Source organism: Sphingomonas sp. Leaf343, assembly GCF_001423765.1.
Lineage (GTDB): Bacteria > Pseudomonadota > Alphaproteobacteria > Sphingomonadales > Sphingomonadaceae > Sphingomonas.
The window spans coordinates 905876-927444 of the sequence record NZ_LMPG01000001.1; the positions used below are offsets into that span (position 1 = coordinate 905876).

19 protein-coding genes are annotated in these 21569 nt (G+C 69.1%); 16 read left to right on the top strand and 3 right to left on the bottom strand.

What is annotated here, in order from left to right:
• The first annotated feature begins 124 nt into the window (after window positions 1-124).
• From ASG07_RS04000 to ASG07_RS04030, 7 genes are all read left to right on the top strand, one after another.
• A complete protein-coding gene (locus tag ASG07_RS04000; protein ID WP_055842410.1) occupies window positions 125-832 on the top strand; it encodes a CoA transferase subunit A in 708 nt (235 codons plus the stop codon).
• Window positions 829-1146 (top strand): DUF5076 domain-containing protein, encoded by a 318-nt coding sequence (locus tag ASG07_RS04005; protein ID WP_055842413.1) that lies wholly within the window; start codon window positions 829-831, stop codon window positions 1144-1146. Before ASG07_RS04000 ends, ASG07_RS04005 begins: the two co-directional genes overlap by 4 nt.
• Window positions 1146-1796, top strand: coding sequence for a CoA transferase subunit B (locus ASG07_RS04010; RefSeq protein WP_055842417.1), 651 nt, complete (start codon window positions 1146-1148; stop codon window positions 1794-1796). The genes ASG07_RS04005 and ASG07_RS04010 overlap by 1 nt, the downstream gene beginning before the upstream one ends.
• A complete protein-coding gene (locus ASG07_RS04015; RefSeq protein WP_055842420.1) occupies window positions 1793-2500 on the top strand; it encodes a glutathione S-transferase family protein in 708 nt (235 codons plus the stop codon). Before ASG07_RS04010 ends, ASG07_RS04015 begins: the two co-directional genes overlap by 4 nt.
• Window positions 2501-2580: 80 nt before the next feature.
• Window positions 2581-4035 carry a 3-isopropylmalate dehydratase large subunit gene (gene leuC, locus ASG07_RS04020; protein WP_055842423.1) on the top strand — a complete coding sequence of 485 codons (1455 nt, stop codon included), beginning with the start codon at window positions 2581-2583 and terminating at the stop codon, window positions 4033-4035.
• A gap of 111 nt (window positions 4036-4146) precedes the next feature.
• Window positions 4147-4776, top strand: coding sequence for a 3-isopropylmalate dehydratase small subunit (gene leuD, locus ASG07_RS04025; protein ID WP_055842424.1), 630 nt, complete (start codon window positions 4147-4149; stop codon window positions 4774-4776).
• Window positions 4739-5737, top strand: coding sequence for an NADPH:quinone oxidoreductase family protein (locus tag ASG07_RS04030; RefSeq protein WP_201780942.1), 999 nt, complete (start codon window positions 4739-4741; stop codon window positions 5735-5737). The genes leuD and ASG07_RS04030 overlap by 38 nt, the downstream gene beginning before the upstream one ends.
• A 1-nt stretch (window position 5738) precedes the next feature.
• Here ASG07_RS04030 and ASG07_RS04035 read toward each other — a convergent pair whose 3' ends face one another.
• Window positions 5739-6299: a GNAT family N-acetyltransferase gene (locus ASG07_RS04035; RefSeq protein ID WP_055842431.1), complete on the bottom strand. Its 561-nt coding sequence runs from the start codon at window positions 6297-6299 to the stop codon at window positions 5739-5741.
• 10 nt (window positions 6300-6309) lie between these two features.
• Entirely contained in the window at window positions 6310-8271 is a 1962-nt protein-coding gene (gene sppA, locus ASG07_RS04040) for a signal peptide peptidase SppA (RefSeq protein ID WP_082474460.1), read from the bottom strand.
• Window positions 8272-8453: 182 nt separating this feature from the next.
• Here sppA and ASG07_RS04045 point away from each other — a divergent pair, with 182 nt between their 5' ends.
• The 4 genes from ASG07_RS04045 (at window position 8454) to ASG07_RS04060 (ending at window position 12710) form a co-directional block, all read left to right on the top strand.
• Window positions 8454-9866 carry an MATE family efflux transporter gene (locus tag ASG07_RS04045; RefSeq protein ID WP_055842433.1) on the top strand — a complete coding sequence of 471 codons (1413 nt, stop codon included), beginning with the start codon at window positions 8454-8456 and terminating at the stop codon, window positions 9864-9866.
• A gap of 112 nt (window positions 9867-9978) precedes the next feature.
• The gene (gene groES / locus ASG07_RS04050; RefSeq protein WP_055842436.1) at window positions 9979-10266 is read left to right on the top strand and encodes a co-chaperone GroES; all 288 of its coding nucleotides are present in this window, start codon (window positions 9979-9981) and stop codon (window positions 10264-10266) included.
• 54 nt (window positions 10267-10320) lie between these two features.
• Window positions 10321-11964, top strand: a complete 1644-nt coding sequence (groL, locus tag ASG07_RS04055; protein WP_055842439.1) for a chaperonin GroEL — start codon at window positions 10321-10323, stop codon at window positions 11962-11964.
• A gap of 185 nt (window positions 11965-12149) precedes the next feature.
• A complete protein-coding gene (locus ASG07_RS04060) occupies window positions 12150-12710 on the top strand; it encodes a Uma2 family endonuclease (RefSeq protein WP_055842442.1) in 561 nt (186 codons plus the stop codon).
• Between the two features lie 3 nt (window positions 12711-12713).
• Here ASG07_RS04060 and ASG07_RS04065 read toward each other — a convergent pair whose 3' ends face one another.
• Window positions 12714-13763 (bottom strand): mannose-1-phosphate guanylyltransferase/mannose-6-phosphate isomerase, encoded by a 1050-nt coding sequence (locus ASG07_RS04065; protein ID WP_082474461.1) that lies wholly within the window; start codon window positions 13761-13763, stop codon window positions 12714-12716.
• A gap of 149 nt (window positions 13764-13912) precedes the next feature.
• Here ASG07_RS04065 and ASG07_RS04070 point away from each other — a divergent pair, with 149 nt between their 5' ends.
• The 5 genes from ASG07_RS04070 to ASG07_RS04090 are packed head-to-tail and all read left to right on the top strand — an operon-like array spanning window position 13913 to window position 21565.
• Window positions 13913-15301 (top strand): TIGR03013 family XrtA/PEP-CTERM system glycosyltransferase, encoded by a 1389-nt coding sequence (locus tag ASG07_RS04070; RefSeq protein ID WP_055842448.1) that lies wholly within the window; start codon window positions 13913-13915, stop codon window positions 15299-15301.
• A 13-nt stretch (window positions 15302-15314) separates the two neighbouring features.
• Window positions 15315-17402 (top strand): XrtA/PEP-CTERM system histidine kinase PrsK, encoded by a 2088-nt coding sequence (gene prsK / locus ASG07_RS04075; RefSeq protein ID WP_055842451.1) that lies wholly within the window; start codon window positions 15315-15317, stop codon window positions 17400-17402.
• Window positions 17399-18745: a PEP-CTERM-box response regulator transcription factor gene (gene prsR, locus ASG07_RS04080; RefSeq protein ID WP_055842454.1), complete on the top strand. Its 1347-nt coding sequence runs from the start codon at window positions 17399-17401 to the stop codon at window positions 18743-18745. The genes prsK and prsR overlap by 4 nt, the downstream gene beginning before the upstream one ends.
• Window positions 18738-20726, top strand: coding sequence for a tetratricopeptide repeat protein (locus ASG07_RS04085; RefSeq protein WP_055842456.1), 1989 nt, complete (start codon window positions 18738-18740; stop codon window positions 20724-20726). Before prsR ends, ASG07_RS04085 begins: the two co-directional genes overlap by 8 nt.
• 38 nt (window positions 20727-20764) lie before the next feature.
• On the top strand, window positions 20765-21565 hold the full coding sequence (locus ASG07_RS04090) for a DUF815 domain-containing protein (protein ID WP_055842459.1): 801 nt from the start codon (window positions 20765-20767) through the stop codon (window positions 21563-21565).
• Window positions 21566-21569 lie beyond the last annotated feature (4 nt).

Genomic DNA, 21569 nt, shown 5'->3' on the forward strand with positions numbered 1-21569 from the left:
GCGAACCTGCCGGATGCGGGGGTGCCACTAACGGTTCGGGGGCGAAAGTCAATGCGCCATGCCGCGTTGACCGGCGGCGGCCGCGCCGCCTATCGCTCCCGCGCAGGATCAGGAGGATTGCGGGATGCGGAAGCTTTATCCGGATGCGGGCGCGGCGCTTGACGGCCTGCTGCACGACGGCATGACGATCTGCGCGGGCGGATTCGGCCTGTGCGGCATCCCGGAACGGTTGATCGACGCGATCCAGGCATCGGGCGTCAAGGACCTGACGATCGCCAGCAACAATGCCGGCATCGATAACGAGGGCCTCGGCAAGCTGCTGCGCTCGCGGCAGGTCAGGAAGATGATCTCCAGCTATGTCGGCGAGAACAAGGAGTTCGAGCGCCAGTACCTGAGCGGTGAGCTGGAGGTGGAGTTCTGCCCGCAGGGGACGCTGGCGGAGCGGTGCCGGGCCGGCGGCGCGGGCATTCCGGGCTTCTACACCAAGACCGGCGTCGGCACGCAGGTGGCCGAGGGCAAGGAGGTCAAGACCTTCGACGGACAGGATTACATCCTCGAACGCGGCATCCGCGCCGACCTGTCGATCATCAAGGGGTGGAAGGCGGACGAGACGGGCAACCTCATCTTCCGCAAGACAGCACGCAATTTCAACCATCCGATGGCGACCGCCGGCCGCATCTGCGTCGCGGAGGTCGAGGAGGTGGTGCCGGTCGGCTCGCTCGATCCCGATGCGATCCACCTGCCGGGTATCTACGTGAAGCGGATGATCGTCGGCGCGCCGTACGACAAGAAGATCGAGTTCCGCCTGACCCGCCCGCGCGAGGCGGCGTGAGTACGCCGGCCCACCCCGGCGAAATCTCGCTGGAGGATGGCGACGTGCTGATCGCCGATGCCGCGGAGGTCGCGCGCATCTGGATCACGAACAATGGCGGCGCGAGCGTGTGGATCGCCGCGCATCTGCTGGAGGACCCGACGGTGTTCGGCTATCTGATGGCCGACACGATCCGTCACGCCGCGCGCGCCTATGCCGGGACGTGGGCGATCGGCGAGGACGCCGCGCTGCAGGCGATCGTCGACGGGCTGGGGCGGCAATTGCGCGAACAGTTCGGTGCGATCGAAACCATTCAGGAAGGGAAGCTGAACTGATGTCCGAGGACGTGAAGGGCTGGACCCGCGACCAGATGGCCGCGCGCGCCGCGCAGGAACTGGAGGACGGGTTCTACGTCAATCTGGGGATCGGCATCCCGACGCTGGTCGCCAACAACATTCCCGCGGGCATGACGGTGACGCTCCAGTCGGAGAACGGGATGCTCGGCATCGGGCCGTTCCCCTATGAGGGGGAGGAGGACCCCGACCTCATCAATGCCGGCAAGCAGACGATCAGCGAGCTGCCCTCGTCGGTCTATTTCAGCAGCGCGGACAGCTTCGCGATGATCCGCGGCGGGCATATCGACCTGACCGTGCTGGGTGCCATGGAGGTCAGTCAGGACGGCGACATCGCCAACTGGATGATCCCCGGCAAGATGATTAAGGGTATGGGCGGAGCGATGGACCTCGTCGCCGGCGTGAAGAAGATCATCGTCGTGATGGAGCATACGTCGAAGAACGGCGATCCCAAGTTCATCCCGTCCTGTTCGCTGCCGCTGACGGGCAAGGACGTGGTCGACATGATCGTCACCGATCTTGCCGTGTTCCAGCGGCCGGATCACGACAGCCCGTTCCGGTTGATCGAGTGTGCGCCCGGCGTGACGGCCGAAGACGTGCGGGCGAGGACCACGGCGGCCTATACGGAATGACCTACACGCTGGTCACCGCGAACCGGAATTATTCGAGCTGGTCGCTGCGCCCGTGGCTGCTGATGCGGGCGCTCGACATTCCGTTCGCGGACCGGATCGAGCCGTTCGCCGCGCCCGAGAATTACGAGGCGTTCCGCGCCTTCTCGCCGACCGGGCAGGTGCCGGTGTTGATCGACGGCGAGCGCACCGTCTGGGACTCGCTCGGCATCGTCCTGTACCTGGCGGAGCGGCATGAGGGCGTCTGGCCGTGTGACGAAGCTGCCCGCGCGTGGGCGATGAGCGCGGTGGCGGAAATGCACGGCGGCTTTTCGGCGTTGCGTAACGAGCGGACGATGAACATCGGCGTTCGCGTCGCGGCGATGCCTGGATCGGCGGCGCTGGAGCGAGACGCGGCGCGTATCGCCGAGTTGTGGGCCGAGGGGCTGTCGGGGTTCGGCGGGCCATGGCTGGCGGGGTCGGACTTCACCGCCGTCGATGCCTTCTATGCGCCGGTCGCGTACCGCGTCCGCACCTATGGCATCGATGTCGGTGCAGCCGGGCAGGGATGGGTGGAGCGGGTGCTCGGTCATCCCGCGGCGCGCGAATGGGAAGCGGCGGCGCTGGCGGAGGACTGGCGCGAGGCGGGGCACGAAGCGGAACTGCTGGCCTGTGGTTCGGTCGTCGAGGATCACCGGACGGGCGCGGATCAGGCGTCAGGCGCATAGCTGTCATTGCGCGGGGTGAGGGACAACTCACCGGCATCGGCCTTGGCGACCCGGCTGCTTTGGGTTAACGCCGCGCAATCATGGCCAGTCGTCCGCTCACCCTGTACGAGAAGATCTGGGCCGCGCACGTCGTCGAACGGCGCGACGACGGCACCTGCCTGATCTATATCGACCGTCATCTCGTCCACGAGGTCACCAGTCCGCAGGCGTTCGAGGGGCTGCGCGTGGCGGGGCGCCGCGTGCGCCGGCCGGAACTGACGCTGGCGGTGCCGGATCATAACCTGCCGACGACGCCCCGGATCGGACCGGACGGTCGGCTGCTGCCGATCACCGATCCCCAAAGCGCGCAGCAGCTCGACGCGCTTCGCCGCAATACCGCCGAGTTCGGTATCGATTATATCGATGCGACGGCGGCGGAGCAGGGGATCGTGCACGTGGTCGGGCCGGAGATGGGCTTCACGCTGCCCGGCACCACGCTGGTGTGCGGCGACAGCCACACGTCCGCGCACGGGGCGCTCGGTGCGCTGGCGTTCGGGATCGGCACGTCGGAGGTGGAGCATGTGCTCGCCACGCAGACGCTGCTGCTGCAACAGTCGAAGACGATGGAGATCCGCGTCGACGGATCTCTGGGCTTCGGCGTCAGTCCCAAGGACGTGATCCTCGCGATCATCGGCCGGATCGGCGCGGCGGGCGGGACCGGCTATGTCGTCGAATATACGGGCGAGATCGTGCGCGCGATGTCGATCGAGGGCCGGTTGACGATGGCGAACATGTCGATCGAGGGCGGCGCGCGCGCCGGCCTCGTCGCGCCGGACGAGACCACCTTCGCCTATCTGAAGGGGCGGCCGATGGCGCCGGAGGGTGCCGACTGGGAGAAGGCCGTGGCGTGGTGGCGGACGCTGCCGTCCGATGCGGGCGCGGTCTATGATCGCACCGTGACGCTCGACGCGACGGATATCGCGCCGTCGCTGACCTGGGGCACCAGCCCGGAGGATGTGGTCGCGATCACCGGCTCGGTACCCGATCCCGACAGCTTCGCCGATCCGGCCAAGCGTGACGCGGCGCGCAAGTCGCTGGATTACATGGGCCTAGCGCCCGGCACCGCAATGCAGGACGTCGGCGTCCAGCACGTCTTCATCGGCAGTTGCACGAACAGCCGGATCGAGGATCTGCGCGCCGCCGCTGCCGTCGCAGACGGTCGCTGCGTCGCGGACGGCGTGCGGGCGATGGTCGTGCCGGGGTCGGGTCTGGTGAAGCGTCAGGCGGAGGCCGAGGGCCTCGACCGCATCTTCGTCGGTGCGGGGTTCGAGTGGCGGGAGCCGGGCTGTTCGATGTGCCTGGCGATGAACCCGGACAAGGTGCCGCCGGGCGAACGCTGCGCCTCCACCTCCAACCGCAATTTCGTCGGACGGCAGGGGCCGGGTGCGCGCACTCACCTGTTGTCGCCGGCGATGGCGGCGGCGGCGGCGGTGACCGGGCGGCTGGCGGACGTGCGCGACCTCATGAGGCGCGGCGATAACGAGATCGGGGAGTGACGTCATGAAGAAGGTTCTTGCGCTGTTGGTGGTCGGCACGCTGGTCAGCGGGTTCGCGGCTTACGGCGCCAGCATCGCCCGACCCGCGGTGCAGCAGCAGCGCGGCCGCTGATGCGGGCGGTCACGACGGTATCGGGCCGCGCCTATCCGTGGGGCGCGAAGAATGTCGATACCGACGTCATCATCCCGGCGCACTGGCTGAAGACGATCTCGCGCGTCGGCCTTGGCCGTGGCGCGTTCGAGACGGTGCGCGCACAGGCGGACAATCTGTTCGACGATCCGCGCTATGCGGGGGCGCCGATCCTGATCGCGGGCGACAATTTCGGCTGCGGCTCCAGTCGCGAACATGCCGCCTGGGCGCTGGCCGACATGGGCATCACCGCCGTGATCGCGCCCAGTTTCTCCGACATTTTTTCCGGCAATGCGGTCAAGAATGGCATCGTGCCCGTGGTGCTGCCGCAGGAGGCGATCGACCGCCTGCTGGAAACCGCGGTCGATCAGGACGTGACCGTCGATCTGGAGACGATGACCGTCACCACCCCCTATCAGGATCGCTTCCCCTTCGACCTCGACCCGTTTCGCCGCCGTTGCCTGATGGAGGGGCTGGACGAGATCGGCCTGACACTGGCAAGAGATACCCAGATTTCGAAATTCGAAGGCGCTGCCGCCGGCACGCGCCCCTGGGTAGAGGGAAAACGCGGATATGAAGGCATTGTTGTCGCGGACGCCGGGCGGACCTGAAACTCTGGAACTGGCCGATGCGCCCGATCCGGTGGCGGGTCCGGGACAGGTCGTGATCGATATCCGCGCCTGCGCGATCAATTATCCGGACGTCCTCGTCATTGAGGACAAATACCAGTTCAAGCCGCAACGCCCCTTCGCACCGGGTGGCGAGATCGCCGGCACGATCGCGGCGGTGGGCGACGCTGCGGGAGACTGGCAGGTCGGCGACCGGGCGCTGGCGATGATCGGCAACGGCGGCCTCGCCGAGAAGGCGGTGGTCGATGTCGCGCGCCTTTATCGCCTGCCGGACGGACGCAGCTTCGCCGAGGGTTCGGCCCTGCTCTTGACCTATGCCACGACGATCCACGCACTGCTGGATCGCGGACGGTTGCAGGCGGGGCAGACCCTGCTGGTGCTGGGCGCGGCGGGCGGCGTCGGGCTGGCCGCGATCGAACTCGGCAAGGCGTTCGGCGCGCGGGTCGTGGCGGCGGTGTCGTCGGCGGAGAAGGCGGAGGCGGCGCGGGCCACAGGCGCGGACGAGGTGCTGATCTACGCGCGGGCGCCGTTCGACAAGGACCAGTCGAAGGCATTGGCGGAACAGTTCAAGGCAGCGGTCGGCAAGGACGGGGCGGACGTGATCTACGATCCGGTCGGCGGCGACTATGCCGAACCGGCACTGCGGTCGATCGCGTGGCAGGGACGGTATCTGGTCGTCGGCTTCCCGGCCGGTATCCCGAAGCTGCCGCTGAACCTGACGCTTCTGAAAAGCTGCGATGTGTGCGGCGTGTTCTGGGGAGCCTTCGCCGCGCGCGATCCAGCGGCGAACGCGGCGCATGTCGCGACGCTGTTCCAATTGTGGGAAGAAGGCCGCATCTCGCCGCGGGTGACGGAGACGTTCCCGCTGGAGCGCGGCGGCGACGCCATTGCCAAGATGGCGGCGCGCGGGGCGATCGGGAAGCTGGTGGTGACGGTCGGCTGATCTAGCCCCGCACTATGCCGACATCCGCGAATGGTCGCGGCTCGGCGGGCGGGGTGGCGGGTTGCGCCAGTTCGCGCTGCCACAGGCCGACGTCGATCCACTGGCCGTGCTTGAACCCGACCTCCCGCTGGACGCCCGCGCCGCGAAAGCCAGTGGTTTCGTGCAGCCCGATCGAGGCGGTGTTGGGGAGCGCGATGCGGGCGATCGCCTGCGTGAAGCCCTGCGCCGCCAGCGTATCCACCAGCGCCTCGTACAACAACCGACCGGCACCCTGACGCTGCGCCGCGTCGGCGACGTAGATCGTCGTCTCCACCGCCCAGCGATAGGCCGCGCGCGGGTGGAAGGCGGTGGCATAGGCATAGGCGAGGATGCCGGTGCCCTCCGGCCCCTGCGTCGCGACCAGCCATGGGTAGAGCCCGTCGCTCGCCGCCATCCGGCGCGCCATGGTACGGCTGTCGGGGGCCTCCTCCTCGAACGAGGCGGTGCCCACCAGCACGTGCGGCGCATAGATCGCGGCGATCACGCCCGCGTCCGCCGAGGTCGCTGCCCGGATCGCGATCACGCCGCGATCCTCAAAGTCCGAACCGCGCGAGCACCAGATCGAGCAGCCTGGCGTCGCCCGCCGCACCCGTGCTGGGGCCGAGGCCACCGCATTCCAGACACCGTGCCTGGATCGATCCACCGCTCGCCAGCCGCTTCATGTCGCCGAGTGCCTGCCCGAGCATCGCGCGCTGCTGCGTGGCGATCCGCGCGAAGGCGTCGCCGCCGGCGGTATCGTCGCGCTCGCTGTCGTTCCATGCCTGCGCCAGTTGCGCGGCCCAGCCCGGCTCTTTTTCGAGGTAGACGGTCCGGACCTTGGCGGGATCGAGCTTTGCACGGCGGGCGGCTTCGGCCACCGCATCGCCCAGCCCGCCGAACCGGTCGACCAGCCCGAGCTGACGGGCGGTGCCGCCGTCCCAGACGCGGCCCTGACCGATCTCGTCGACGCGGGCGGGCGTCATCCGACGCGCGCTCGCGACGCGGCCGATGAACTCGCGATAGCCATGTTCGATGCCCGCCTGAAGGATGGTATCGAGCATCGGCGTGGTGCCGCCGAACACGTCGGGCTGGCCCGACAGCGGCGTCGTGCGGACGCCGTCGGTCGTCACGCCGATCTTCGCCAGCGTCGCCTCGAACGTCGGGATGATGCCGAAGATGCCGATCGAGCCGGTGATCGTGTTCGGTTCCGCGAAGATGGTGTCGCCCGCCGTCGATACCCAGTAACCGCCGGACGCGGCGAGGCCGCCCATCGATACGACGATCGGCAGTCCGCGCTTCTTCGCCTCCAGCACCGCCAGCCGGATGCGCTCCGATGCCAGCGCCGAACCGCCCGGCGAGTCGACGCGCAGCACGACCGCTTTCAGGTTCTTCGTGGCGAGACCGTCGAGCATCGCCTTGGCGATCGTGTCGCCCGCCGCCGTGCCGGGGCCGGCCTCTCCGTCGACGATGTTGCCCGCCACGGTCAGGATGCCGATCGCGTCGCCGGTGGTCGGCATCGGATTGGCGGCAATCCACGCGTCGTAGCCGATGTTCGCGAAGCCGATCGCGGGTTTGGTGCTGTCGCCGCCGACCAGCGCCGCGACACGCTTGTTGAATGCGATGCGGTCGCCGAGCCGGTCGACCAGCCCCAGTGCGAGGTTCGCCTTCGCGACGTCGCCGCCGGTCGCCAGCACCGCCGCCTGCGGATCGGCGAGGAAGCGGGCCGCCTGCGCTTTCGGACGGGCCTGGACCACGCCCCGCACCCATTGCTCCATCAGCGATCCGTAGAGCGCCTGCGATGCGGCGCGGGCATCCGGGCTCTGGTCGGCGCGGGTGTACGGCTCCACGAACGATTTGTAGCGGCCGACCCGGTAGACATGCGTGTTGACGCCGAGCTTGTCGATCAGCCCCTTGTAATAGAGCTGGGTTCCGCCCGCACCCTGAAACAATGCGCCGCCCATCGGATCGACCCAGACTTCGCTCGCCGCCGCCGCCAGCCGGTAGCTGCCATCGGTATAGGCGGTCGCGTAGGCCAGCACCGGCTTGCCCGACTGCCGCACGCGAACCAGCGCATCCGCCATCTCGCCGAGTGCGGCAGGGTAGGCGCCTGAGAACTGGTCGAGGTCGAGGACGACCGCTTTGACCCGCGCATCGGTCCGCGCCGTGTCGATCGCCCGCAGCACGTCGCGCAGCCGGAACTGGCGCGTGGTCGCCTGACCCGACAGGGCGGCGAACGCCGCTGGCTCCTCGGGCTGCTCCACGACCGAGCCGTCGAGGTCGAGCAGCAGCGCGCCGCTGCCGATCGCCTTCGTACCCGGCCGGGCGGTCAGCGCGGCGAACAGGACGGCGAAGAACAGCAGCAGCAGGATCAGGACGAGCAGGTCCTTGACCGCCACCAGCAGCTTCCACGCGCCGCGCACCAGCCGCCAGCCACCGCGCCGCCGGCGTGGCTTGCCGTCGGTGAACGAGGGGCGGCCATCGGAAAAGGACGGCTGCGGCGCGGTGGTGTCTGTCATGACTAACACGGCTAGAGGATGGCGCGTGGGCTGGCAACGGATTCGGGCGGCTCGGCGAGGAAGGTCGGGATCGACACGGCGGCAAACTTAGCCGGTCGGCCAATCTTCGCGGCGCGGCTTACCGGCAATCGCCGGGAGGCGCGGCATGGCGTCGACGCGAGCATCTGGGTACAGCCGCCACCATGCACGCGCCTGTCACTCTCCCCGCCACCGCGGCCCCCGCGACGTGGGCGGGGGAGATGCGCGCGACGCTGGGGCTCGCCGCGCCGCTGGTGGCGGCCAACCTGTTGCAGATGGGCGTCTATGCCGTCGACGTGATCTTCGTCGCGCGGCTCGGCACGGTGGAGTTCGCGGCGGCGACGCTGGGCGTATACCTCTACAGCATCATCTCGTTCGCGCTGCTGGGTCTGGTCGGCGCGGCCGCGCCGGTGATGGCGGCGGAGCTGGGACGGCGGCGTCATGCGGTGCGGGAGGTGCGGCGCACGTTCCGCATGGCGATGTGGCTGGCGGTCGCGGCGAGCGTGCCGTTCATGCTGCTGCTGGCGAACGGTGAGACGCTGTTCCGGCTGGCGCATCAGGACCCCGCGGTCGCCGTTCGCGCGGGGGCTTTCCTCGACATATTGCTGTTCGCGATGGTGCCGTTCACCGCGTCCGTGGTGATGCGCAACGCCGCCTCCGCATTGGGACGACCGGGCTGGGCAATGGCGGTCACGGCGATGGCGCTGGGGCTGGGGATCCTCGGCAACTGGCTGCTCGTGTTCGGTCATGCCGGCTTTCCCGCGCTGGGGCTGGAGGGGTCGGCGATCGCCAGCGTCGTCACGACCTGTGCGATGGCAATGGCTTATGCTGCGATCCTGACGTTCGATCGCAAGCTGCGGCGCTATCGGCTGTTCGGTCGCTGGTGGCGAACGGAATGGTCGCGGATGGCGGAGATCGTGCGGATCGGCGTGCCGGTCGCGCTGACGATGACGTTCGAAGGCGCTTTGTTCGGCGGTGCGGCATTCCTGATGGGGCTGATCGGTGTTGTCGACGTCGCCGCGCACGCCGTCGCGCTCCAGATCGCGGCGGTGTCGTTTCAGGTGCCGCTGGGTATCGCACAGGCCGCGACGATCCGCGTCGGCATGGCCTATGGCGCGCTCGATCGCGTGTGGATCGGGCGGGCCGGGGCGGCGGCACTGGTGCTGGGCATCGGCTTCATGGCGCTGACTACGGTCGGATTGTGGATCGCGCCACGGCTGGTGGTGTCCGCGTATCTGGACCTGAATGCACCGGAAAACGTGGCGGTGGTGCCGCTGGCGATCCGCTTCCTCGCGATTGCGGCGCTGTTCCAGCTTTTCGACGGGGCGCAGGTCGTCGCGGCGGGCGCGCTGCGCGGGCTTCAGGACACGCGCGTGCCGATGCTGGTGGCGGCGGGCGGGTACTGGATCGTCGGGTTCGGCGTCGCGATCCTGCTCGGCTTCTATACGGAGCTGCGCGGCGTCGGCATCTGGATCGGGCTGGCGAGCGGGCTGGCGGCGGTGGCCGGATTGCTGCTGTGGCGCTGGATCGCGCGGGACGGCTTCGGTCTGACCGGGGCACCGGTCCGTCCGAAATAGTTCCAGTTCCCCCGTTGACGACTCATCAAGTCGGGCACATATCCCCGGCGTTGGCACTCGCCCCCGGTGAGTGCCAGAAATCTGTCACACACACTGAAAAGAGGGCTCAGCGATGAACTTTCGTCCGTTGCACGACCGCGTTCTCGTCCGCCGCGTCGAGGCTGAAGAGAAGACGGCCGGCGGGATCATCATTCCCGATACCGCCAAGGAAAAGCCGCAGGAGGGCGAGGTCGTCGCCGCCGGCACCGGCACGCGCGCCGACAATGGCACGATCACCCCGCTGGACGTGAAGGCGGGCGACCGCATCCTGTTCGGCAAGTGGTCGGGCACCGAGGTCAAGGTGAACGGCGAAGACCTGCTCATCATGAAGGAATCGGACATTCTGGGCATCGTCGCCTGATCTGTCCGATCGCCTCCACTTCCTCCACTTCGATAGTTTGAAAGGGTAGCCACCATGGCAGCCAAAGACGTAAAATTCGGCCGCGACGCGCGTGAGCGCATCCTGCGCGGCGTCGACATCCTCGCCGACGCGGTGAAGGTGACGCTGGGTCCGAAGGGCCGCAACGTCGTGATCGACAAGAGCTTCGGCGCTCCCCGCATCACCAAGGACGGCGTCACCGTCGCCAAGGAGATCGAGCTGAAGGACAAGTTCGAGAACATGGGCGCGCAGATGGTGCGCGAAGTGGCCTCGAAGACCAACGACATCGCCGGCGACGGCACGACCACCGCGACCGTCCTGGCGCAGGCGATCGTCCGCGAGGGCATGAAGTCGGTCGCGGCCGGCATGAACCCGATGGATCTGAAGCGCGGCATCGACATCGCCGTCCTGAAGGTCGTCGAGGACATCAAGGCGCGCTCGAAGCCCGTCGCCGGCACCAGCGAAATCGCGCAGGTCGGCATCATCTCGGCCAACGGCGACCGTGAAGTCGGCGAGAAGATCGCGGAAGCGATGGAGAAGGTCGGCAAGGAAGGCGTGATCACCGTCGAGGAAGCGAAGGGTCTCGATTTCGAGCTCGACGTCGTCGAGGGCATGCAGTTCGACCGCGGCTATCTGTCGCCCTACTTCATCACCAACCCGGAAAAGATGACGGTCGAGCTCGCCGATCCGTACATCCTGATCCACGAGAAGAAGCTGTCGAACCTTCAGGCGATGCTCCCGATCCTGGAAGCCGTCGTCCAGTCGGGTCGCCCGCTGCTCATCATCGCCGAGGACATCGAGGGCGAGGCTCTCGCCACGCTCGTCGTCAACAAGCTGCGCGGCGGCCTGAAGGTCGCAGCGGTCAAGGCTCCCGGTTTCGGCGATCGTCGCAAGGCGATGCTGGAAGACATCGCGATCCTGACCAAGGGCGAGATGATCTCGGAAGACCTCGGCATCAAGCTCGAGAACGTGACCGTCGGCATGCTCGGCACCGCCAAGCGCGTCACGATCGACAAGGACAACACCACCATCATCGACGGTGCGGGTGAAGCCGATTCGATCAAGGGCCGCACCGAGGCGATCCGTGCGCAGATCGAGAACACCACCAGCGACTACGACCGTGAGAAGCTCCAGGAGCGTCTCGCCAAGCTCGCCGGCGGCGTCGCCGTGATCAAGGTCGGTGGTTCGACCGAGGTCGAGGTGAAGGAGCGCAAGGACCGCGTCGACGACGCACTGCACGCAACCCGCGCAGCCGTCGAAGAAGGCATCGTCCCCGGTGGCGGTACGGCGCTGCTGTACGCGACCAAGTCGCTCGACGGCCTGAAGGGCGTCAACGAGGACCAGACGCGCGGTATCGATATCGTCCGCAAGTCGCTGACGGCCCTCGTCCGCCAGATCGCGCAGAACGCCGGTCATGACGGTGCCGTCGTGTCGGGCAAGCTGCTCGACCAGAACGACACGTCGTTCGGCTTCAACGCGTCGACCGACACGTACGAGAACCTGGTGACCGCCGGCGTGATCGATCCGACCAAGGTCGTCCGCACCGCCCTGCAGAACGCCGCTTCGGTGGCCGGCCTGCTGATCACCACGGAAGCGACCGTGTCTGAACTGCCCGAGGACAAGGCTCCGAGCATGCCCGGCGGTGGCGGCATGGGCGGCATGGGCGGCATGGACTTCTGATTTCGGACGGGCGGAGCCACGGCTCCGCCCGACACGAAATCAGAACCGGCCGGCCGGCCGGCAAAGCTGAACCGGTCTGACGTGCAGACAGCGGCTCCACCGCTGTCCGTTCCAACAAACAAAGGGCCAGGGGAGCGATCCCCCGGCCCTTTGTTTGTTGGAACTGCGGGCGTATATCGTCCGGCATGGCCAGCGTTTTCGCCCTTTCCATTCCCCGGCTGCTCACGGCCGAAGAGTTCTATCAGATCGACTTCGGCCCCGACCTGAAGGCCGAGCTTGATAACGGGTATATTCGCATGATGGCGGGCGGCACCCGTGACCATGCCAGAATCCAGGCGAACCTCATCGCATTTCTGATGACGGCGCTGCGCGGTTCCGGTTGTCGGCCTTACGGGTCAGATATGTCAGTGCAAACGCATGATTTATCCGTGCGTTATCCCGACGTAACGATAGATCGCGGAAGTCCGGGAGACTGTGGCGAGGACATCTACCTGTCCGCGCCCCGCGTAATATTCGAGGTGCTGTCGCCGTCCACCCGCGATATCGATTTCACGGTCAAGAAGCAGGAATATCGGGCGATCTCCAGCATCGATACCATTGTGTTTGTCGATCCGGAGAGCGAGCTAGTGGCTACCAGCCAGCGTCAGGGAAGGAATTGGATCGACACGCCATTCAAGCCTGACGACGTGTCGCTTCCCTTTCTGAAACTTGTGGTTCCCTATAGCCAGATATTTTCCCGCGACTGACCCTCAGACGCGCTTCATCGCCTCGATCAGCTTCTTCACTTCCTGACTGCGGCCGCGGGGCATGACGAGGATGTCGTTGCCGCTGGCGACGACGATCAGGTCGCTGACGCCGACCAGCGACACGCGCGCGCCGTCGCTTTGGACTAGGCAGTTGCGGGTGTCGATCGCCAGCACCTCGCCGCGGTGGCTGTTCTCGTCGCCGTCGCGCCCGCTGACTGCGTGCAGCGCATCCCAGCTGCCGACGTCGCTCCAGCCCATCGACACCGGCGCGACCGCGACCCGCTCAGCCTTTTCCATTACCGCATAGTCGATCGACTCCGACGGGGATGCCGCAAACGCCTCCGCGTCGGGGTAGAGCCGCGCGCCGTCGCGCCGCGCGGCGTCCATCGCCTCCCGCGTCGAGGCGACGATGTCGGGTGCGTAGAGGCCGAGTGCGGCGAGATAGCGGTCGGCACGGAACAGGAAGATGCCGCCGTTCCACGCATGATCGCCCGACGCCAGCATCGCCTCCGCCCGGTCGAGCGGCGGCTTTTCCACGAAGCGAGCGACGCGGTGGACGCCGTCCACCACCGGCTCACCGACCTGAATCCAGCCATAGCCGGTTTCCGGCGCGTCGGGCGCGATGCCGAAGGTCACCAGCCAGCCATCGTCGACCAGCGGGAGTGCGCGAAGAATGGCGGCGTGGAATGCGTCGACATCGGCGATGACGTGGTCGGACGGCATGACGAGCAACGCATCCTCGCCATTGTCGGCGGCGAGTGCGGCCAGCGCGATGGCGGGGGCGGTGTTGCGACCGGCCGGTTCCAGGATGATCGCCACCGGGCTGCTGCCGATCGCCGCCAGTTGCGTCTCGACCTCTTCGGCATGGGCCGCGTTGGCGACCACGATCGGGGCGGCGAACTGCGCTCCGACCGCCCGCTTCGCGGTCAATTGCAGCATCGTCTCGTCGGCGGTCAGCGCCAGGAACTGCTTCGGTCGCTCCGGCCGCGACATCGGCCAGAGGCGTGTACCGGAGCCACCCGAAAGGATCACCGGGACGATGGTTCTGCTCATGATTCCTCCTGCAAGACTGCGGCTATAGTCGGGAGCCGCCGCCGACCCAAGCGCCGATACCGGCCGCGAGTTTCAGTCTTTGTTGAGGAAAAGCTGCGAAACGTCCCTGTCGGGGACCCCTACACCTGCCCGGCGGAGTAGCTTTGGCCATGATCCGGCTGTTCAAGCATTACGTACCCCATGTCGTCCTGCTGCTCGGTCTGGTCGATGCCGTGCTGCTCATGCTGTCGGCGGAGATCGCGTGGATCATCCGCGCCCACCAGATCGACATGGCCGTCGACGCGACGATCAACCGGCTGCCGCAGCTCATCAGCTTCGCGGTCGCGCTGCAGGTCGCGCTGGTCGCGGTGGGCGCTTACGGGGTGGGATCGTTCATATCGCTGCGGTTCGCGGCGGCGCGGCTGGCGGTGGCGATCGCGCTGGGCGTGCTGTTCCTGTCGCTGCTGTATTTCCTCGTCCCCGGCCTGACGTTGTGGCGATCGAACCTGCTGTACGCGATGGTGATCGCCGCCGTTCTGCTGGTCGGCACGCGCGCCGTGCTCGGCGGCATTCTGGGCGGCGAGACGTTCAAGCGGCGGATCGTCGTCCTCGGCGCGGGTGAGCGGGCGGGGCGGATTGGGGTCTTGGCCCGGAAGCCCGGTGCGAACTTCGTCGTCGCGGGCTATGTCGCGATGAACGAGCCGGGCGTGGTGATGCCGGATGCCGTGAAGCGCAGCGCGATCACCAATCTGGCGATGCATGTGGTCGACTGCCGCGCGAGCGAGGTCGTGCTGGCGCTGGAGGAGCGGCGCAACGCGCTGCCGCTACAGGATCTGTTGCGGGTGAAGACCACGGGCGTGGCGGTGAGCGACATCTCCACGTTCCTGGAGCGGGAGACGGGGCGCATCGACCTGAACAGCGTCAACCCGAGCTGGCTGATCTTTTCCGACGGGTTTGCGTCGGGACGGGCGCTGTCCAGCGCGGCCAAGCGCGCGTTCGACATCGTCGCCAGTCTGCTGCTGCTTATCCTGACGCTGCCCCTCGTCATCCTGACCGCCGTGGCGATCAAGCTGGAGTCGCGCGGCCCCGCCTTCTATCGGCAGAACCGCGTCGGTCTGTACAACCAGTCGTTCGAGATCGTGAAGCTGCGGTCGATGCGGCAGGACGCGGAGATCGCCGGACAGGCGGTCTGGGCGGCGGAGCAGGACCCGCGCATCACGCGTGTCGGCCGCCTGATCCGGAAATTGCGGATCGACGAGCTGCCGCAGACCTGGACCGTGCTGAAGGGCGAGATGAGCTTCGTCGGCCCCCGCCCGGAGCGACCGCAGTTCGTCGCCGATCTGGAGCAGCAGGTACCTTATTACGCCGAGCGGCACATGGTGAAGCCGGGCATCACCGGCTGGGCGCAGATCAACTATCCCTACGGTGCGTCGATCGACGATGCGCGGCACAAGCTGGAATACGACCTGTACTACGCGAAGAACTATTCGCCGTTCCTCGACCTTCTGATCCTGCTCCAGACGCTGAGGGTCGTGCTGTGGCCGTCGGGGGCGCGGTGAAGGCGGTAGCGGAATGACCGGGACGATCGCCGGCGCGCTCGTCCTGTGGACCTATGCGCTCGCGGCCCTGATGTTCGGGATGGCGGCGCTGGCGGCGTGGCGGCGCGGCGGGCCGCTGCACCGGACGATGGCGGCCACGCTGTTGCTGACGGCGCTGTGGGCGCTGGCGGTGGCGGGGATCGACGCGCACGACGTCGGCCCCGATCTGGCGGCGGTGATCCGCAATCTGGCGTGGCTGGGGATGATGGCGGTCGTGGTGCGCCGGTCGGGCGGCGGTCCTACGTCGCTCGCCGCGCTGTACGTGGTCGTCGCGATCGTGATGGGCGCGACCGGCGTCGTCGCGCTGGCCGGGGCCGCGGTCGCCGTACCCGAAGCGGCCGCCGCGCTCGGCGACGCCCGCGCGGTGTTCGAGATGATGGGCGCGGCGGGCGCGTTGGTGCTGCTCCACCAGATCGCCCGCGATCCGCGCCGGCCGATGAGCGATGCGGCGCGGATCGTGGCGATCGCGCTGGGCGTGATGTGGGCGAGCGATCTGGCCGTCGCCTTCGGTGAAAGCGCAGACCCGGCGATGGCGCCCGTCCTGTTCCTGGCCCGCGGTCTGGCGATGATCGGCGTCGCGCTGCTGTTGTCGACGGACCGGCTGGGCACCGGCGCGCCGACCCTGTCGCGAACCATCGCGGTTCGGGCGATCGGCGGCGTCGCACTGGTCCTGTATGCCGGACTGACGATGTTCGGCGCGCATGTGGCGGGTGTGCTGGCGCCGGATCATGCCCGGATCGCACAGACCGCCGTGGTGATCGGCGCGACGACGGCGCTGCTGACGCTGGTGTCGACGCCGTGGCTGCGCGCGTGGTTCCGGGTGAAGGTCGCCAAGCATCTCTTCACCCACCGCTACGACTATCGGGTCGAGTGGCAGCGGGTGACGGCGACGCTGGGCGCATCCGGCGAGGGCGCGGCCCCGCTGGCGACGCGGACGATCAAGGCGCTGGCCGATCTGGTCGACGCGCCGGCCGGGCTGCTGCTGATCGCGCATGACGGCCGGCTGGTGTCGGGCGGCGAGTGGAACTGGGGCGAGGCGACCGGCGACGGCAGCGAGGCGCTGGCGCGCTATCTGCGCGCGACCGGACGGCTGGTGGTCATCGGCGACGTCATGGACGTGGTCGCGGCGGGCGTGCCGGAATGGCTGGCGAACAATCGCGACGCGTGGATCGTCCTGCCGCTGCTGCATGCCGAGGCGCTGGTCGGCGCGGTCGTGCTGGCGCGGCCGCCGGTCGAGCGGGCGCTGGACTGGGAGGATTTCGATCTGCTCCGCGTGGCGGGGCGTCAGGCGGCGAGCTTTCTGGCGGAGGATCGGCTGCGCACCGCGCTGGACGAGGCGCGCCGCTTCGACGAGTTCAACCGGCGGTTCGCGTTCCTGCTGCACGACATCAAGAACGTCGCGAGCCAGTTGACGCTGGTCGCCCGCAACGCCGAGCGCCACGCCGACAACGCCGAGTTCCGCGCGGACATGATCGCGACGCTGAAGGATTCGTCCAGCCGGATGGCCAGTCTGCTGTCGCGGCTGGGCCAGCATGACGGCGCGCGGCCGGAGCCGGCGCAGCCGGTCGATCTGGGCGCGCTGGTCGAGCGCGTCGTCGCCGCGCGGCGCGCGCAGCATCCCATCATCCCGGAGATCACGTCCATGCCGCTCGCCATCGCCCAGCCGTTGCGGCTGGAGCAGGTACTGGGTCACCTCGTCCAGAACGCCATCGAGGCGAGCGCCCCGGACCAGCCGGTGTCGGTCGCCGTGGAGGCGGTCTGCGAGGGAGCAGACGGCGGGGGAACAGGCGGCGGGGGAGCAGGCGGCGGGAGAGCAACGCATGGGGCGGTCGCGATCGTCGTCGCCGATCGGGGGAGCGGCATGTCCGCCGAGTTCGTGCGGGACGAACTGTTCCGGCCGTTCGTGTCGACCAAGCCGGGCGGCTTCGGCATCGGCGCTTACGAAGCGCGACAACTGGTGGTGGGCATGGGGGGAACGCTGACCGTGGACAGCCGGAACGGGAGCGGGACGCGGTTCCGCATCGTCCTGCCTGCGGCACCCGCGCTGGAGGTGGCGGCATGAGCAGGCCGATCCTGCTGGTCGTGGAGGACGATGCCGGCCTCGCGCGGCAGTTGCGCTGGGCGTATGAGGCGTATGAGGTGGTGGTGGCCGGCGATCGCGCCGCCGCGCTGGATGCGATGCGACTGCACGCGCCGGCGGTGGTGACGCTGGATCTGGGACTGCCGCCCGATCCCGACGGAACGACCGAAGGATTCGCGACGCTGCACGCCATTCTGGCGATGGCGCCGACGACGAAGGTGATCGTCGCGTCCGGGCACGGCGCGCGCGAAAGTGCGCTGGCGGCGATCGGCGACGGGGCGTGGGATTTCTATCAGAAGCCGATCGATATCGATGCGCTGGGCCTGATCGTATCGCGCGCCTTCCACGTCCACGCGCTGGAAGCCGAGAACCGGCGGTTGCAGGCGAAGGTCGTGCCGGGCGCGTTCGGCGGATTGCTGTATGCCTCGCCGGAGATGGCCAAGGTCGCGCGCCAGCTGGAGCGGGTCGCGCCCGCCGATGTGTCGGTGATGCTGCTGGGCGCGAGCGGGACGGGCAAGGAGTTGCTGGCGCGCGGTATCCACGAGGCGGGACCGCGGCGGAAGGGCAGTTTCGTCGCGATCAACTGCGCCGCGATCCCGGAGACGCTGCTGGAAGCCGAATTGTTCGGGTATGAAAAGGGCGCGTTCACCGGTGCGGTGAAAACGACCGAGGGCAAGATCGAACAGGCGGCGGGCGGCACGCTGTTCCTGGACGAGATCGGCGATGTGCCATTGCCGTTGCAGGTGAAGCTGTTGCGGTTCCTTCAGGAGCGGGTGGTCGAGCGGATCGGCGGACGCAAGGCGATTCCGGTGGATACGCGCGTCGTCTGCGCGACGCATCAGGATGTCGACGCGATGGTCGCGGAGGGGCGGTTTCGCGAAGACCTGTATTACCGGCTGGCCGAGATCGTGGTGAAGATCCCGGCGCTGGCGGAGCGGACGGGCGATGCGGCGCTGCTCGCGAAGCATTTCGTCGGGCGATACGCCAAGGCGCTGAACCCGGCGGTCACCGGACTGGCGGCGGATGCGCGGGCGGCGGTCGATGCGTGGCGGTGGCCGGGCAACGTCCGCGAATTGGAGAACCGGGTGAAGCGCGCGGTCATCATGGCCGACGGCAAGCTCGTCACCGCCGCCGACCTCGATCTGGCGGACGGCGACGGCGTGGTGGAACTGAACCTGCGCACGGCGCGGGAGGCCGCCGACCGGCGGGCGATCGGGCGGGCGCTGGCGCAGGCGGAGGGCAATATCTCCGGCGCGTCGCGCCTGTTGGGCGTCAGCCGGCCGACCCTGTACGACCTTTTGAAAAGCTACGACCTTCATGGCTGATGCGGCGATGCTCTATCCGATGATGCGGCGGCGGCGGCGGCGGGGTTGGCGCATCCGGGTATCGCCGCGGGTGCGGTCGATCGCGGTGCTGGCGGTGTGCGCGCTGCTGGTGCTGGGCGGCACGGCGAAGCTGTTGCTGCGGCCCGCGCCGGTCGACGCGCGCGTGCTGCTGAGCAACGCGCTGACGACGTGGGAAGCGGGCAATTACAACGCGGCGCGATCCAACGCGCTGGCGGCGGTGGCGGCGGCTCCGCAATCGGGGGCGGCGCAGGCGGTGCTGGCCCGCGCCTATCTGGAACTGGGCGAAGGACTGGCGGCGGAGGCGGCGCTGACGCGGGCGGAGGCGGCGGGTTTCCCGGCGACCCGCCTGCATCAACTTCGGGCGGAGGCGCGGCTGTTGCAGGGCGATGCGGACGGCGCGTTGGCCGAAGTGGCGGAGGCCGCGCCGCGCTATGCCGATTATGCGGAGCGTATCCGGGCGCGGGCGCTGGCGGTGCAGGGGCAGACGATCGCGGCGAGGGCGGCGCTGGAACGGCTGGTGGCGGAGCATCCGGGCAACGGACAGGCATGGCTCGACCTTGGGCGGCTGCGTTTCGCCGGTGGCGATCCCGGCGGCGCGAGCGAGGCGGCGGGCGCGGCGGTGCGGCTGTTGCCGCGCGATCCGCATGCGCTGGCGCTGGAGGGCGAGGTCGTCCGGGCGCGCTATGGCCTCGTCGCGGCATTGCCGTGGTTCGAGGCGGCGTTGAAGCGCGATACCTATGCGATGCCGACGCTGATCGATTATGCCGCGACGCTGGGCGAGACGGGGCGCAATGCGGAGATGCTCGCGGCGCTGAGGCGGGCGGCGGCGGCGCGGCCGGGCGATGCACGGGTGCTGTATCTGTACGCCGTGCTGGCGGCGCGGGCGGGGCGGCTGGAGCTGGCGGGATCGCTGCTGGAGCGGAACGGCGCTGTGTCGGGGTTGGCGGGCGCGCAGTTGCTGCGCGGAGCGATCGACTATGCCGGCGGGCGGTGGGAGCGGGCGGCGGCGTCGTGGCGGGCGTTGAGCGACAACCAGCCGATGAACCTGACGGCGCGGCGGTTGCTGGCGACGGCGTTGCTGAGGTCGGGCGATGCGCAGGGTGCGCTGGCGGTGCTGCGGCCCCTCGCCGTGCGGGGCGATGCGGATGCGTATGCGCTGACGCTGACGGCGCGTGCGTTCGAGGCGACGGGGGACCGGGTTTCGGCGGCTTCGTTCCTCGACCGGGCGGCGTCGGCGGGGCGCAGCGCGTCGCCTTCGTTCGCGACGGACGAGGCGCTGGCGACGTTGCAGGCGGAGGCGGCGGACGCGCCGGGCGATCCGACCTATGCGGTCGGCGTGATCCGGGGTCTGATCGGCGGGGGCGACATGGGCGCGGCGCTGGGGCAGGCGCGGACGCTCGTGCAGGGCGGGGCGGGCACGCCGGCGGCTCAGACGGCCTATGGCGACGTGCTGGCGCTGGCGGGGCAGCGGCCGGATGCCGCCTATGCCCGAGCGGCGGACCTCCGGTTCGACGAGCCGGCGATGCTGCGGCTGATCGATGCGCGGGGGCGGAGCGGTCAGGCGGACGCGGCGGCGGCGACGCTGGCGCTGTATCTGGCGCAAAACCCGCAAAGTGTCGCGGCGCTGCGGCTGCTGGGGCATCTTCAGGTCGCGGCGGGGCAGTGGGATGCGGCGATCGAGACGCTGGAGGGCGTGCGGCGGCGGGTCGGATCGGGCGAGGTCGCGCTGCTCGCCGATCTGGCGCTGGCCTATGCCGGGGACGGCGATGGCGAGGTGGCGGTGCGTTACGGGCGGGCGGCCTACGCGGCCCAGCCGATGAACGCGGGGGCGGCGGATGCGTACGGCGTCGCGCTGGCGGCGGCGGGGCGGGGCGATGCGGCGCGGCAGGTGCTGGACAAGGCGGTGGTGCTGGCGCCGGGCGATCCCGTCATCGCCGGACATCGCCGGCAGCTCGGCTGAGCCTTGCGCGGCGGCGGGGCAGTCGCCAGAGCGGCGGCATGGACCCGCTGGAACGGATCGCCGCGGCGCTGGAGCGCCTTTCGCCGCCGCCGGGGGAGCCCGCCGACCCGCTGGCGCATCCCGCCTATCGCTGGGACGGTGGCGTGCTGGTCGCGGCGCGGGGCTTCGCGCCGCTGCCGCTCGACCGGTTGCTGGGCGTCGAGCGGCAGAAGGCTTCGCTGCTCGGCAATCTGCGGCGGCTGGCGAAGGGGCATGCGGCGCAGGACGTGCTGCTGTGGGGCGCGCGCGGTACCGGCAAGTCCGCGCTGGTGAAGAGCGCGGTGGCGGCGGTGCAGGCGGAGGGCGGCGCGCTGGCGCTGGTGTCGGCGGGCGAGATGGCCGGGTTGCCGGCGCTGTTTGCGCGGTTGGGGGCTGTGGAGCGCGCGTTCGTGGTGTTCATCGACGATCTGGGCGTCGACCAGCCGGGCGAGGCGCGGGCGCTGCGATCGATGCTGGAGGGCGGGGCGGAACCGCGGCCAGCCAATGTGCGGCTCGCGGTGACCGCCAACCGCCGCCACCTGCAACCGCGCGACATCGCCGAGCAGGAGAGCGCGATCAATGCGCGCGATGCCGTCGACGATCACCTCGCGCTGGCGGACCGGTTCGGGTTGAGCCTGGGGTTCCACGTGCTCGATCAGGACGGGTATCTGGCGATCGTGCGCGGGTATGCGGGGGCGCACGCGCTGCCGTTCGACGCGGCGGACGCGGTGCAGTGGGCGACCCGGCGGGGGAGCCGGTCGGGCCGGGTCGCGTGGCAGTATATCGTCGATCTTGCGGGAAGAGAGGGGCGGACCCTGTGACGCG

Excerpts from the sequence above, each read along its gene's own strand:
- ASG07_RS04000 (WP_055842410.1), top strand. The coding sequence starts at position 125 with ATGCGGAAGCTTTATCCGGATGCGGGCGCGGCGCTTGACGGCCTGCTG.
- prsR (WP_055842454.1), top strand. The coding sequence starts at position 17,399 with ATGAGCAGGCCGATCCTGCTGGTCGTGGAGGACGATGCCGGCCTCGCG.
- ASG07_RS04015 (WP_055842420.1), top strand. The coding sequence starts at position 1,793 with ATGACCTACACGCTGGTCACCGCGAACCGGAATTATTCGAGCTGGTCG.
- prsK (WP_055842451.1), top strand. The coding sequence starts at position 15,315 with ATGACCGGGACGATCGCCGGCGCGCTCGTCCTGTGGACCTATGCGCTC.
- ASG07_RS04070 (WP_055842448.1), top strand. The coding sequence starts at position 13,913 with ATGATCCGGCTGTTCAAGCATTACGTACCCCATGTCGTCCTGCTGCTC.
- groL (WP_055842439.1), top strand. The coding sequence starts at position 10,321 with ATGGCAGCCAAAGACGTAAAATTCGGCCGCGACGCGCGTGAGCGCATC.
- ASG07_RS04045 (WP_055842433.1), top strand. The coding sequence starts at position 8,454 with ATGCACGCGCCTGTCACTCTCCCCGCCACCGCGGCCCCCGCGACGTGG.
- ASG07_RS04060 (WP_055842442.1), top strand. The coding sequence starts at position 12,150 with ATGGCCAGCGTTTTCGCCCTTTCCATTCCCCGGCTGCTCACGGCCGAA.
- ASG07_RS04065 (WP_082474461.1), bottom strand. The coding sequence starts at position 13,763 with ATGAGCAGAACCATCGTCCCGGTGATCCTTTCGGGTGGCTCCGGTACA.
- sppA (WP_082474460.1), bottom strand. The coding sequence starts at position 8,271 with ATGACAGACACCACCGCGCCGCAGCCGTCCTTTTCCGATGGCCGCCCC.
- ASG07_RS04085 (WP_055842456.1), top strand. The coding sequence starts at position 18,738 with ATGGCTGATGCGGCGATGCTCTATCCGATGATGCGGCGGCGGCGGCGG.
- ASG07_RS04010 (WP_055842417.1), top strand. The coding sequence starts at position 1,146 with ATGTCCGAGGACGTGAAGGGCTGGACCCGCGACCAGATGGCCGCGCGC.
- ASG07_RS04090 (WP_055842459.1), top strand. The coding sequence starts at position 20,765 with ATGGACCCGCTGGAACGGATCGCCGCGGCGCTGGAGCGCCTTTCGCCG.
- leuC (WP_055842423.1), top strand. The coding sequence starts at position 2,581 with ATGGCCAGTCGTCCGCTCACCCTGTACGAGAAGATCTGGGCCGCGCAC.
- groES (WP_055842436.1), top strand. The coding sequence starts at position 9,979 with ATGAACTTTCGTCCGTTGCACGACCGCGTTCTCGTCCGCCGCGTCGAG.
- ASG07_RS04030 (WP_201780942.1), top strand. The coding sequence starts at position 4,739 with ATGAAGGCATTGTTGTCGCGGACGCCGGGCGGACCTGAAACTCTGGAA.
- leuD (WP_055842424.1), top strand. The coding sequence starts at position 4,147 with ATGCGGGCGGTCACGACGGTATCGGGCCGCGCCTATCCGTGGGGCGCG.